Raw genomic sequence first — 12,245 nt, 5'->3', positions numbered from 1 at the left:
CAGCACTTCTCAGCTCTCAATTTTCAATTCTCACCCACTCCAATCTATACCCCCAACAATCCCATGGTTGCACTCTTTAAATTAATTGATAATAATTATCATTCAGTTAATTAAGAGGTGGTTATGAATCCATTGCAGCCTGTCTACAACGCATACTTCAAAGCACAAGATCGATTTGTTCAACATCGAGCACCCGATGGTTTCGAGCCAGACATAATTCAAGACTACATCCATTGGTCGATGACAATTGCCTCCTACTACGAAGAAGGCTCGGAGTACGAAAGCATCTTGCTATGTGAGTTGTATCTACGCCGGCTGTATTTCCATATGTTGGAAGCGATTCAAAACCCCAAACATAGCCGAATCTTCCGCCGAGTCTGCTTAGACTCAATCCATACTCCCTTACTTTGCCTCAAACGTTACTACTACCAATGGGAAGACGGCGACATCAAATTTCTAAAACTACAACAACAATTAAGGTGTATCCAAGCGCCGCACGACTAACAAAAGGACCTGATATGACACAGAAATTTCGAATTGAAAAGGACAGCATGGGGGAAGTCAAAGTTCCATCGTTTGCCTTATACCAAGCTCAAACACAGCGTGCTGTCGACAACTTCCATTTTAGCCAACACAAAATGCCTGTGGCATTTATTCAAGCCTTAGCGTACGTCAAACAAACCGCTGCAACCACTAATGCTCAACTAGGTTTGCTGGAGGGGGATATTGCCGTCGCGATTGAAGAAGCGGCGCAAACCATTATTGATGGACATCATACAGAACACTTTCCGATCGATGTATTTCAAACTGGATCCGGCACCAGTTCAAATATGAATGCCAATGAAGTCATCGCCACACTTGCCAGCGCAAAGCTCGGTGCACCAGTCAATCCAAACGACCACGTCAATATGGGACAAAGCAGTAATGATGTGATTCCAACTGCGATTCAAGTCAGTAGTGCACTCACCATTGAAAACAGTCTATTACCCGCTTTAGAGCACTTAATTTCCAGCCTGAAGAGTAAACGCAAGCAAATAGGGCAGAACGTGAAAACCGGTCGTACCCATCTGATGGATGCGATGCCGATTACTTTCGATCAAGAACTTGGTGGTTGGCAGTATCAAATTGAGCATGCCAAGCAAGCCATTGAGCATCAACTCACAGCTGTTAAAGCACTCGCTCAAGGCGGAACAGCGGTGGGAACAGGTATAAATGCTGATCCACGTTTTGCTGCAGCCTTTGCTGATAATCTCACCCAAGCAACCCGCTGTCACTTTACTGCCAGTGAAAACTTCTTCTTTAACTTAAGTAGCCAAGATGCCATCGTGGCGCTGTCTGGTGCACTCAAAACAGCCGCTGTGGCGATACTGAAAATTTCAAATGATCTACGTTGGATGAATTCAGGACCACTCGCCGGACTTGGCGAAATTGAACTACAAGGCTTACAACCGGGCTCATCGATCATGCCAGGAAAAGTAAATCCTGTTATTCCAGAAGCTGCTGCAATGGCTGCTGCGCAAGTAATTGGCAACGATACGACTATCACGGTTGCAGGGCAATCAGGCAACTTCCAACTGAACGTCATGCTACCTGTGGTTGCACACAATATACTCGAAAGCATTGAATTGCTGAGTAATAGCGCCACTGCCTTAGCAGACAAGGCTATCGCAAGTTTTAATGTTCGCGAAGATAACCTCAAGCAAGCCCTCGACAAAAACCCGATTCTTGTAACTGCCCTTAACCCGGTAATTGGTTATCTAAAAGCAGCCGACATCGCCAAAAAAGCCTATGCCGAAGGCAAAGCTATCATTGATGTTGCTGACAGAGAAACGGACCTTGGACGAGAAGTTCTTGAGCGTTTACTTGCCCCTGCGAAACTTACCCAAGGTGGGCTTGCTGAATAGATTCAATCGAGTAATCCAAAAGAAATCAAAGTGCCTTACTGGTTACTCTTTGGCAAAGCAGAGAGTAACCTGAACACTGACATGAGAGGCAAATAAGCCCGCAAACTTCTATGCGGGATACACCAACTCAAAGAAGCTAAAATAACACCCATTCCAAACACTCAGATCTCGCCTCGAAATATCTAAAATCTCGGTTCTCCACTCTACTCTCTCCCATCTATCTCATAAATTCATCACTTGATGAATATGTGGGGAATTATGTTACTTTTCTTCACCTTACTAAAAACACTACTCTATAGCTAAGTTAAAGATTTGATCACATTGCAGCCAGAGAATTTCAACTAAGCTGCATATATCACCAAGTGAACTAGAGACTAAGTGCATGAAAAAACTTCTGTTAAGCGCCCTATTCCTCATCACACTCAATGCTTGTACACCTATCGAAAAAGAGAAAGCACTTGGCACTCTTGAACGTGACCGAGTCACCTTCTCTGCCACAGCAAATGAAATCATCCGCGAGTTACCGGTCAAAGAAGGCAGCATGGTCAATGAAGGCGATGTACTGGTGAAATTGGACAGTAAAAACCAACAAGCCCTGCTCGCTCACGCAATTGCCGAACAAGCCAAAGCGGATGCCTACTTGCTGAAACTCACCAATGGTGAACGCCCTGAAGATATTGCTGCGGCTCAAGCGCGCGTCGTGCGTAGCCAAGCACAACTTACCGAAGCGCAAAAGAACTACCAGCGTAAAGCAGAACTGGTAGCGAAGAAGCTGATCAGCCAATCCGAAAAAGATACCGCGCTTGCTGCGCGTGATTCGGCTCGTGCAGAGTTAGACTCTGCCAACGAAGAATTCGCCAAACTAACCGCAGGCTCTCGCCTTGAAGACATCGAACAAGCTAAAGCGGCGCTTGCGGCAGCCGAGGCAGATGTCGCGCTTGAAGAGCAAAAACTGGCGGAGCTCACCATTGTCGCCACCCGCTCTGGCGTGCTGGATAACCTACCGTACAACTTAGGTGAGCGCGTGCCTGTTAACGGAATTGTCGCGGTAGTGCAAGCCAGCCAGATCCCTTATGCACGCGTTTATGTTCCTGCCAGTCACCGTGTCGATTTTATTGCCGGTAAAGCGGTGAAAGTGCATGTTGATGGTGTCGAGCAAGCCTTTAACGGTACTGTACGCTGGGTATCAACCGAACCATCATTTACCCCTTACTATGCACTCACTGAAGAGGAGCGCTCTCGCCTGATGTACTTGGCAGAAGTGGACCTAACCCAAGCGGCAATCAAATTACCTTCAGGTTTAGCCGCGCAAGTGGATCTTAGTGAGGAGTAACCATGTCAGATTATGCAATTCAAGCCAGCGACGTGGTGAAAAAATTCGGTGATTTTACCGCGATTGAAGGCATCAACCTCAATGTACCTAAAGGCAGTATCTATGGTTTCCTGGGTCCTAATGGTTGTGGCAAATCAACCACCATTCGCGTGTTGACTGGCTTGCTCAGCCCAACCTCTGGCAACGTCGATGTGTTGGGGTTAGCGATCCCCAAACAGTCGGAGCTACTACGTTTAAAAATCGGTTATATGACACAGAAATTCTCTCTCTATGATGATCTTACGGTAGAAGAAAACTTGCAGTTTATTGGGCAGATATTCGGTATGCCAAATAGCGAACTGCGCAATCGCATCAACCAACAACTTGGCATTTATGGACTCGATCAACGCAGAAAGCAACGCGTTAGCGGCATGAGTGGCGGACAGAAACAGCGCCTTTCTCTTGCGGCTGCAACGATGCACAAACCTGAATTACTGTTCCTTGATGAGCCCACTTCGGCGGTAGACCCTGAGAATCGCCGTGAGTTTTGGGAGCAGTTGTTTGATCTCAGCGATCAAGGTACCACCATCTTAGTCACGACCCACTACATGGATGAAGCTGAACGCTGCCACCGCCTCGCCATTATGGAGTCAGGGCTAATTCGCGCCGATGGTGAACCAGAACGTCTCATGGCTGAAATGGGCGTGAATATTGTGGAAGTCAAAGCCCCTTCGCTACGAGCACTGAAAGAGAAGCTCCTGCAACGCCCACAAGTGCGCTCAGCGGCGCAACTGGGTATCCGCCTACGCGTTTTGATTTATGATCAAGTAACCAACCCGATGGAGTGGCTTGCCAATGAGTTCCCTGAACTAAAAGGCGCTGAAATGAATATCGCCCGTCCAAGTTTAGAAGATGTGTTTGTTACCGTTACCGGGGAGGGACGCCAATGATCAAGAGTCTCGCCCGAATGAAAGCGGTGATGATCAAAGAGATCCGCCAGCTTTCTCGTGATCGCATTACCTTTGGTATGGTGGTGATGATCCCGCTTATTCAGCTGCTACTGTTTGGCTTTGCAATTAATACCGATGTGCGCAATATTCCTGTTGCAGTGGTTGATCAAAGCCAAAGTGCCGCTGGTCGTGTGCTAACTGAATCTGTTCGCGTCACGCAAGTGGTCGATATCACCCAGCGTTTTGCCACTCCACAAGAGGCAGAGCAAGCGATACAAGAGGGTCTAGTGCGAGCTGCGTTGATTTTACCGTCTGACCTTACTCAACGCATGGTGCAAGGGCGTGAACTCGGGCAATGGATCGTCGATGGCTCCGATACCATGATCAGTGCTGCAATACTGGGCTTACAAAGTATGCCCCTGACGGATTTCGATTTTGAGATCAAACCTCAAGTGCATAAAACCTTCGAAGTCGCGTTGTTTTATAATCCCAGCCAGCGCTCTGCGGTTAACATCGTTCCTGGCTTACTCGGCGTGATTCTTACAATGACGATGATTCTGTTTACCAGTGCTGCCATCGTACGTGAACGTGAAAGAGGCAACCTAGAGCTACTCATCACGACACCGATCCATTCGATGGAGCTGATGGTCGCGAAGATCGTACCTTATATCTTCGTGGGTTTAATTCAGGTCGGGATCATTCTCGGATTAGGTCATTTTATTTTTGGTGTCCCTATCAATGGCGCGCTCAGCCAAATTTTACTGGGGACATTGTTGTTTATCGCTGCTAGCTTGACTTTGGGGCTGGTTATTTCGACTGTTGCAAGTACCCAGTTGCAAGCGATGCAGATGACGGTATTTATCCTGCTGCCATCGATTTTGCTGTCGGGTTTTATGTTCCCTTACGAAGCCATGCCAGTGGCAGCGCAGTGGATATCCGAGGTATTACCGGCGACTCACTTTATGCGCTTAATACGCGGGATAGTATTACGCGGAGCAGATTTAGCTGATTTGTGGCGAGATAGTCTGTGGCTTGCTGCCTTTACGGTTATTGGCTTAATGGTTGCCTCTAAACGCTTTAAAAAGTCCCTCGACTAAATTCAACCGACATCACTTCCCTACTGCGCGATCGGTTTACGAGTAAACGGATCGCGCTTTTCCTTTACACCAAGTAAACTTGTTACTTCGGGCTCAGTTATCGCTATAATCTCAGCCGTAACCAATCCGAATAAGATCAAAAATTAATAGAATGAAGAGATCATAATGACAAACTATTTTGAAAGCCCTTTTGTTGGCAAACCGATTGAAGACCAAATCACCAACCCAAACATCATTGTGGGTAAACACAGTTACTACTCGGGTTATTACCACCAGCACAGCTTTGATGACTGTGCACGCTACTTGATGCCTAACCGCGATGATGTCGATAAGTTGATCATTGGCAGCTACTGTTCAATTGGCTCAGGTGCGGCTTTTATCATGGCAGGTAACCAAGGTCACCGTCACGATTGGGCGAGTACCTTTCCGTTTTTCTACCAAGAGAACCCTTTGTTTGCCGGTGCCAATGATGCTTTTGAACGTGCGGGCGATACCGTAATTGGTAACGATGTTTGGATTGGCTCTGAAGCGATGATTATGGCTGGGGTAAAAATCGGAGATGGTGCAGTCATTGCCTCACGCGCAGTCGTCACCAAAGATGTTGAGCCCTATTCAATCGTTGGTGCTAACCCTGCCAAACATATTCGCTACCGTTTTGCCGCCGAAGAAATTGCGATGTTATTAGAAATGCAGTGGTGGAACTGGGGTGATGACGCGTTGCAAGGTGCAATGCCATTACTAAGCTCGCAGGATATCGCCGCGCTTTATCGCTACTGGCGTGAAAACGTACAAAAATAATCTTCAATGGCGCCCCTCTGGGCGCCATTTGTCCATTTATGTGTGCCAGATGCGCATATTGTTAGCTTGCTCTCACTATTTACCGACCTAGATCATTGAGTTAAGGGGGCGATATTCTATATATTTCGCTCTAGTTAAATTGATTCAGAGCAGTGGAAATGGGGAACAATTTAGATATCCAAAGTATTTTTGTCTTAGTTAAAATGCATGAACTAAGAAACGTAAAGCTAGTCGCGGACGCGGTAGGGAAAACCTCTAGTGCAGTCAGTAAAATCTTATCTAAACTTAAACTTCATTTCGAAGACCCGCTATTTATTCAGACCCGCAAAGGTTTCGAACCCACTACGTTTATCGAAACCAACATCAGTCACTTTGAAGCTATTTTGGCTACCTTTGACTCTATTCAGCCGACAGACTTTGATCCACAAACGCTTAAACAAGAAATTATCCTATATGGACACGCGTTATTTTGGGACAACTTTGGCGACAAGCTCTATTTAGCCCTGCGTAAAGAAGCGCCCCATGCCAAATTTTCCATGCGTCAATGGAACCTGGAAGCACGCACGCGTCTTATTGAAGGGGAAAATTCCGTGCTATTTGGTATTTACGATGAAACTCTGCCACAAGTTATTCAGCAAAAAGCGTTATGTAATATCTCCCCTGCTTTTTATGTTCGCGACGATCATCCCGCGCAAACTTTTGAAGAACTAAAGCAATATCCCTTTGTGATCACAAGAAACCCTGGCTGGAATGACGTGCGCTATCCGCTATTTGAGCGTCTGGCTAGCCTTGGACATCGTATTACCGCAGATGTCGAAGTCGAAAATACCTTAACCATCGAAAATATCGTCACCAATTCCGATCACTTCTCTTTTACCATGTCACGAGTGATCCCTAAAAACTGCCGAGCAATTGGGCTTCCGCTCACAAATCTCAATCTTCATTGCGTGATGAGTTTTCACCGCGCGAAACAAAACGATCCGCAAAAAACCTGGCTTTACAACGTTGGCGAACGCGTACTATCCAGTTTAAGCAATTAATAAATAACAACTTATTTATCAAGCCTTTTGAACGTCATTTTTCTAGCCTCACTTTATGTGGGGCTTTTTTTATCGCTTAACAAAAAGTCAAATCGCACAACAATCAACCTAAACGTTCATTATGTGAACTCAGACACGGTAATTTCCAAAATGGAAATTCTGCATTTCCTGTAAACGTGAGCCAAGTCTCATTAATATTCACCACATCGAGAGGGGCACAGCCCAAAACCTAAATAAATAAGAAGAAGATCAAATTATGAAAAAAGCACTAGTTATCGCATTGTCAGTACTTTCAGTTTCAGCTTTCGCAGCGCACGCAGCATTTTCAAGCCACGCTGTTAATGGTCAAGCTCAACAAACTGAACAAGTAATTAAAGCTATCGGCAACGGCGCAATCAGCTTCGGTATGTCTGCTAGCCAAATTGAAAACGCAGTGAAATAAGAAATAAAGTCAGCTCAACACGATTCACAAATTAAAAATCAGTAATAAAGGAAAACATCATGAAAAAAGCACTAGTTATCGCACTATCAATCTTCTCTGTTTCAGCATTCGCAGCACACTCATTCACTGCAAATGTATCAACAGAGCAAGCTATTAAAGGCTTCGCAACTGGCGCAATCAGCGTTGGTATGTCAGCAAAACAAATTGAAAAAGCAATTAACTAATTTAAACCAATCAGCTCAACACTTAACGACAACACTGAAAAGGAAAAGGTAAACACTATGAAAAAAGTACTAGTTATCGCGCTATCTATCTTCTCTATTTCTGCTTACGCTGCCCATACCAATGCTCATGTAACGGCAGAACAAGCGATTAAGGGTGTTGCGTCAGGCGCGATTATTATTGGTATGACACCAAAACAAATTCAAAACGTACTGAAATAACCATTGTTATATTGATTAGTCATTCAAACAACTAAAATGAAAAAGGTAATAACTATGAAAAAAGCTCTGATTATCGCGTTATCTATTTTCTCGGTTTCTGCTTTTGCTACCCAAGCTAACACAGCGACGGTATCAGCAGAGCGAGTTGCTCAAGGTCTTGCTCGTGGTGCGATTAGCGTTGGCATGTCGCATGCACAAATTCAGCAAGCCATTTAATAAAAAATCGGTCATTAGTCGACGATGACCAACAAAACATTGAAGAGGTTTTACTATGAGAACGGCAATTGTTATTGCTTTGTCCCTGTTATCATTCTCAGCATTTGGCGTACACGCAGCCAATCAACAAGATGACGCAGACAATCATGACAAATCAGCCAAGGCAGAAGTGACAACAGAGCAAACCATTAAAGCGATTGCTACTGGCGCTATTGCCATTGGCATGTCACCAAAGCAAATTGAACATGCAGCAAAAAGCATGAAATGATTTTTGGCTCAAGGAGGAGCGGTTTTTCCCAAACTCCAATTTATAATTAATCTAATAACGCCCTACACCCACTAATCTCTCACCAGTGTCTACCCAACGGGATCATTCCCCTCAACTCTCAACTCTCAACTCTCAACTCTCAACTCTCAAAAATGTTATCACTCGCCAATAAACCGCATGGCATACATTACAAAAACGTTAAACATTCTAGCTATTGATCAGCAAACTGATCGGTTATATCAGCGTATTTTTTTCTAAGACAGCTTGTTGCATTTTATTGCAGATTATTTCACCAGATGGCGGTTTAGACGTAAATTTTCTTTTTTGGTTTACGCTTTTTATCAATAGTTTATATCGCTTTTGGCGAAACTAAAGACACTAAAAGAAGTGATCCGGCTGGATATTATGAAACCCTTATAGGACAAGGGCTAGCGGCTAAATTGCAATTTTGGAATTTATCTTTGTAAATTTATCAATTAAAGATTCGTAACAGAAGTGTTAAGTTAGCGGGGTTGGTCATACTGAACAAATCATTCGTAAGATCGAGAATGTTTTAACAGTTTGAATATGGATGTTTACCAACATCTCCAATTAACAATTTCAAATTGTTGCCCAATTTTTCGCCCATATGTTTGCTTATCATATGGGCGCTTTTTTTTGCCTGTTTCTTACCAGGCTATTGTTAATTGGGTTGTGGCTGATAACGCCCAGGTTTATGGTTCATCGCTAAAATCAGATTTGTCACCACCGCACCAACGACCGATAACGCAATCAAACTCCAATGCACAATAAACAGCGACATAAATACTATGCTGCAATCAAGCGCCATCTGCACTTTACCTGCACGGATGCCAAAGCGGTCTTGTAGAAACAGGGCGAGGATATTAAAACCGCCTAAGCTCATCTTATGACGAAAGATAACCAGCATCCCTGTACCAATCAATCCTCCACCAATAAGCGCTGCGTACACCTCGTGAAGCTGTTTTAACTCTATAACATAGTGTAAATGGTCTACTGCTAACGATACGATTGCCACTGCGACAAAAGTGTTGATGGTAAAGCGCCACCCCATACGAGTAATTGATAAGTAGTAGAAAGGCAGATTGAGGGCAAAGAAGACTTGTCCGAAACTAAAGTCGGTCACTTTAGTAATAAAAATTGCCAAACCAGCCGTCCCACCCGTAAGCAGCCCGACTTGATTGAAGAAGATGACGCCTAATGAAACCAATGCGCTACCCAAAATGAGCGCCAATAAGTTTTCATAAAGGGAATGATCCTTATCCATATATGCTTTCCTTTGCTTTCTCCCTTGTAAACAGCACAAGGGCATATTTTCCGTGCCATAAAATGGCGTCAGAGGTCAAAAATGTCGAATAAATAGCAAAAAAAACGCCACGCGCAAGCGTAGCGTTAAGTTTACACTGAGTGACGAAATCAAGTTCAATCACTCGACACGTTTATTATTCGACACCGTGTGGCTCCACAATTTCAACTGGCACACCATTTTGCGCCAGAATTACCGCACGTGCCTTAGCGTCAGACTTGTTCATCGCTTGTAGCCACCAAGTCAATTCCTCTGGTACACCAAGGATCTTCTTACTGCCATCACTACGAGTCAGTGGCTCATGAGCTTCTAAATACACGCTGCGATCCGGCTCTAGACTTAGCTTCACAGGTTCATTTATCACGGTCACCTTGATGCCAAGGTCAACTTGGCTAAACAACCACTCAATATCTTTTGGATCCATACGAATACAGCCGGCGCTCACACGCATACCGATACCAAAGTCTTTGTTAGTGCCATGAATAAGGTAATCGCCTTTACCATGCGCTAGGCGCAGAGCGTATTCACCTAATGGGTTATCCGGACCCGCAGGCACTACCGCAGGAAGTTCAATGCCTTTCGCTGCGTATTCTTTGCGAATCGAATTTGGTGGCGTCCAAGTCGGGTTTGGGCGTTTTTGGCTGATCTTAGTCACCATTTCAGGTGTATCGCGCCCAATACGACCAATTCCTACTGGGAAGATATGTACAATATCGCTCTCTGGCTCGAAGTAATACAAACGTAGCTCCGCCAAATTAATCACAATCCCTTTGCGTTCAACGTTAGGTAAAATGACTTGTGTCGGAATAGTGAGTACGTAGCCTTCAGCAGGCAAAAAAGGATCCACCCCTTGGTTTGCCGCCATCAAGGCAAGAAAGCCAATATCATATTGCTTAGCAATATCAGCCATGCTTTCACCCTTTTGAATCTGGTGAAACTGGATTCTACCGACAATATTGCTGCCTTCCGGTGGCAATTGATAACTGGTCGCCCAAGCAGAGGCGCTAAAACAACTAAAGATAAGAAGCAGCTTACGCAGCATTACACAGAATCCTTGGCATCTTGAAAGAGGCGTAAGGTTAGCTCTCTTTCGCTTTTGTGATCAACTATTGGATGCGGATATGACAAGGTATTTACATTATTCCATAACCAAGGCTTATGAACATACTTGTCTGGGACATCAGCAAGCTCAGGTACCCAGCGGCGCACAAACTCGCCTTTGGGGTCAAAGCGCTCACCTTGAGTGATAGGGTTAAAAATGCGGAAATAAGGTTGACCATCACAACCAGTCGACGCACTCCACTGCCAGCCGCCGTTATTGGCAGCATAATCACCATCTATCAGCTTGTACATAAAGTATTTCTCGCCTTCATGCCAATGGATATGAAGATCCTTAGTCAGAAAACTTGCCACAATCATTCTTAGACGATTGTGCATCCACCCAGTGGCGTTTAACTGTCGCATCGCTGCATCAACAATAGGATAGCCAGTGTTACCCAATTGCCACGCAGACAAATAGCTGTCGTTATTTAGCCACGTTACTTTTTCTGTCCAACTGACGAAGTTGCGTCCTTTAGATAATTTTGGCTCAAAATAAATTAAATGCTGATAAAAATCGCGCCAAATGAGTTCGCTTAGCCAAGTTTGGCGTCCATTACTCAAGTGCGGCGTCTCACCATACATCAACCTCGCGGTGCATTGACGCACGGACAACGCACCTATTGCAAGATAAGGCGACAATCTACTTGTTCCCTCAATGGCAGGAAAATCGCGTAGCTCTTGGTAATCATCGATATCTTGTCGGCAAAAATCACGCAAGATCTGGCGAATCGCCTTCGTCTCAACCACATATTGCTGGCTTGACTCTCGCGGGTAGTCAAAAGGGGAATCTGCTGACAATATCAGCGACTCAAGTTCTATCTGCTCGACATCTGTCTCGCACATCACTCGAGGCGCAATCGTCACCGGGTATTGTTCAAGCTTGGCAAGGCAGTGCTTCTTAAATGGCGTAAAGACTTTAAAGTAGTCACCCTGTTTATTGAAAACCGTGCCGGGAGCAAACAAGCATTTATCATCGAAGCTTGCCACCTCACAGTCAACGCTTTCAACTAACGCCTGATCCCGCTGAGTCTCGTTCCACTCATACTCTTTGTTGAACAAAATCTTACTCACTTGCAGCGTTTGAGATAAACCAGTCAGCCATTCAACGCTTTGAGTAAAAGTCTCCACTTGCTGATAGAGCAAAGGTATGTTCAACGCGGCAAGATCTGCTTGGAGTTCAAACAGACGACGATAAATCAGATCGGCTTGCATTGGCGCCAAATAGTGCTCACGCCAGGTTTGAGGAGTGGCAATATAGACCGCAACCACCTGCTCACCGGACGCGATGGCATGATGCAACGCGCTATTGTCTTCCGCTCGTAAATCACGTCGCAACCACACTATTTGCAT

15 protein-coding genes are annotated in these 12,245 nt (G+C 44.9%); 12 read left to right on the top strand and 3 right to left on the bottom strand.

The features are described 5' to 3' along the window. Nucleotides 1-123 precede the first annotated feature (123 nt). From GZN30_RS15760 to GZN30_RS15720, 12 genes are all read left to right on the top strand, one after another. Entirely contained in the window at nt 124-504 is a 381-nt protein-coding gene (locus tag GZN30_RS15760; protein WP_075647862.1) for a hypothetical protein, read from the top strand. Between the two features lie 14 nt (nt 505-518). Continuing rightward, nucleotides 519-1,904, top strand: coding sequence for a class II fumarate hydratase (locus GZN30_RS15755; protein ID WP_075647861.1), 1,386 nt, complete (start codon nt 519-521; stop codon nt 1,902-1,904). 382 nt (nt 1,905-2,286) lie between these two features. Then, on the top strand, nt 2,287-3,237 hold the full coding sequence (locus GZN30_RS15750; protein WP_075647860.1) for an HlyD family secretion protein: 951 nt from the start codon (nt 2,287-2,289) through the stop codon (nt 3,235-3,237). A gap of 2 nt (nt 3,238-3,239) precedes the next feature. Then, on the top strand, nt 3,240-4,166 hold the full coding sequence (locus GZN30_RS15745; RefSeq protein ID WP_075647859.1) for an ABC transporter ATP-binding protein: 927 nt from the start codon (nt 3,240-3,242) through the stop codon (nt 4,164-4,166). Further along, a complete protein-coding gene (locus GZN30_RS15740; protein ID WP_075647858.1) occupies nt 4,163-5,263 on the top strand; it encodes an ABC transporter permease in 1,101 nt (366 codons plus the stop codon). Before GZN30_RS15745 ends, GZN30_RS15740 begins: the two co-directional genes overlap by 4 nt. A 165-nt stretch (nt 5,264-5,428) precedes the next feature. Further along, nucleotides 5,429-6,061 (top strand): type B chloramphenicol O-acetyltransferase, encoded by a 633-nt coding sequence (gene catB, locus GZN30_RS15735; protein WP_075647857.1) that lies wholly within the window; start codon nt 5,429-5,431, stop codon nt 6,059-6,061. Nucleotides 6,062-6,219: 158 nt separating this feature from the next. Continuing rightward, nucleotides 6,220-7,101: a LysR family transcriptional regulator gene (locus tag GZN30_RS15730; protein ID WP_075647856.1), complete on the top strand. Its 882-nt coding sequence runs from the start codon at nt 6,220-6,222 to the stop codon at nt 7,099-7,101. Nucleotides 7,102-7,357: 256 nt separating this feature from the next. After that, nucleotides 7,358-7,543, top strand: a complete 186-nt coding sequence (locus tag GZN30_RS15725; protein ID WP_075647855.1) for a hypothetical protein — start codon at nt 7,358-7,360, stop codon at nt 7,541-7,543. Between the two features lie 59 nt (nt 7,544-7,602). Further along, nucleotides 7,603-7,767 carry a hypothetical protein gene (locus GZN30_RS21320; RefSeq protein ID WP_167521317.1) on the top strand — a complete coding sequence of 55 codons (165 nt, stop codon included), beginning with the start codon at nt 7,603-7,605 and terminating at the stop codon, nt 7,765-7,767. Between the two features lie 57 nt (nt 7,768-7,824). Further along, nucleotides 7,825-7,986, top strand: a complete 162-nt coding sequence (locus GZN30_RS21315) for a hypothetical protein (RefSeq protein ID WP_164675333.1) — start codon at nt 7,825-7,827, stop codon at nt 7,984-7,986. A gap of 54 nt (nt 7,987-8,040) precedes the next feature. Beyond that, a complete protein-coding gene (locus GZN30_RS21310) occupies nt 8,041-8,202 on the top strand; it encodes a hypothetical protein (RefSeq protein WP_167521316.1) in 162 nt (53 codons plus the stop codon). A gap of 55 nt (nt 8,203-8,257) precedes the next feature. After that, nucleotides 8,258-8,470 carry a hypothetical protein gene (locus tag GZN30_RS15720; protein WP_075647854.1) on the top strand — a complete coding sequence of 71 codons (213 nt, stop codon included), beginning with the start codon at nt 8,258-8,260 and terminating at the stop codon, nt 8,468-8,470. Nucleotides 8,471-9,152: 682 nt separating this feature from the next. Here the strand turns inward: GZN30_RS15720 and GZN30_RS15715 are convergent. The 3 genes from GZN30_RS15715 to phrB form a co-directional block, all read right to left on the bottom strand. Beyond that, nucleotides 9,153-9,755, bottom strand: coding sequence for a YitT family protein (locus tag GZN30_RS15715; RefSeq protein ID WP_075647853.1), 603 nt, complete (start codon nt 9,753-9,755; stop codon nt 9,153-9,155). A 175-nt stretch (nt 9,756-9,930) separates the two neighbouring features. Then, on the bottom strand, nt 9,931-10,836 hold the full coding sequence (locus GZN30_RS15710) for a L,D-transpeptidase family protein (RefSeq protein ID WP_075647852.1): 906 nt from the start codon (nt 10,834-10,836) through the stop codon (nt 9,931-9,933). After that, nucleotides 10,836-12,245, bottom strand: coding sequence for a deoxyribodipyrimidine photo-lyase (gene phrB / locus GZN30_RS15705; RefSeq protein ID WP_075647851.1), 1,410 nt, complete (start codon nt 12,243-12,245; stop codon nt 10,836-10,838). Before phrB ends, GZN30_RS15710 begins: the two co-directional genes overlap by 1 nt.

Source organism: Vibrio ponticus, assembly GCF_009938225.1.
GTDB lineage: Bacteria > Pseudomonadota > Gammaproteobacteria > Enterobacterales > Vibrionaceae > Vibrio > Vibrio ponticus.
Note: the sequence above shows the minus strand (reverse complement) of the source record. Positions and strands in the feature narration are given on the sequence as shown.

Excerpts from the sequence above, each read along its gene's own strand:
- GZN30_RS15760 (WP_075647862.1), top strand. The coding sequence starts at position 124 with ATGAATCCATTGCAGCCTGTCTACAACGCATACTTCAAAGCACAAGAT.
- GZN30_RS15755 (WP_075647861.1), top strand. The coding sequence starts at position 519 with ATGACACAGAAATTTCGAATTGAAAAGGACAGCATGGGGGAAGTCAAA.
- GZN30_RS15750 (WP_075647860.1), top strand. The coding sequence starts at position 2,287 with ATGAAAAAACTTCTGTTAAGCGCCCTATTCCTCATCACACTCAATGCT.
- GZN30_RS15745 (WP_075647859.1), top strand. The coding sequence starts at position 3,240 with ATGTCAGATTATGCAATTCAAGCCAGCGACGTGGTGAAAAAATTCGGT.
- GZN30_RS15740 (WP_075647858.1), top strand. The coding sequence starts at position 4,163 with ATGATCAAGAGTCTCGCCCGAATGAAAGCGGTGATGATCAAAGAGATC.
- catB (WP_075647857.1), top strand. The coding sequence starts at position 5,429 with ATGACAAACTATTTTGAAAGCCCTTTTGTTGGCAAACCGATTGAAGAC.
- GZN30_RS15730 (WP_075647856.1), top strand. The coding sequence starts at position 6,220 with ATGGGGAACAATTTAGATATCCAAAGTATTTTTGTCTTAGTTAAAATG.
- GZN30_RS15725 (WP_075647855.1), top strand. The coding sequence starts at position 7,358 with ATGAAAAAAGCACTAGTTATCGCATTGTCAGTACTTTCAGTTTCAGCT.
- GZN30_RS21320 (WP_167521317.1), top strand. The coding sequence starts at position 7,603 with ATGAAAAAAGCACTAGTTATCGCACTATCAATCTTCTCTGTTTCAGCA.
- GZN30_RS21315 (WP_164675333.1), top strand. The coding sequence starts at position 7,825 with ATGAAAAAAGTACTAGTTATCGCGCTATCTATCTTCTCTATTTCTGCT.
- GZN30_RS21310 (WP_167521316.1), top strand. The coding sequence starts at position 8,041 with ATGAAAAAAGCTCTGATTATCGCGTTATCTATTTTCTCGGTTTCTGCT.
- GZN30_RS15720 (WP_075647854.1), top strand. The coding sequence starts at position 8,258 with ATGAGAACGGCAATTGTTATTGCTTTGTCCCTGTTATCATTCTCAGCA.
- GZN30_RS15715 (WP_075647853.1), bottom strand. The coding sequence starts at position 9,755 with ATGGATAAGGATCATTCCCTTTATGAAAACTTATTGGCGCTCATTTTG.
- GZN30_RS15710 (WP_075647852.1), bottom strand. The coding sequence starts at position 10,836 with ATGCTGCGTAAGCTGCTTCTTATCTTTAGTTGTTTTAGCGCCTCTGCT.
- phrB (WP_075647851.1), bottom strand. The coding sequence starts at position 12,245 with ATGCAAATAGTGTGGTTGCGACGTGATTTACGAGCGGAAGACAATAGC.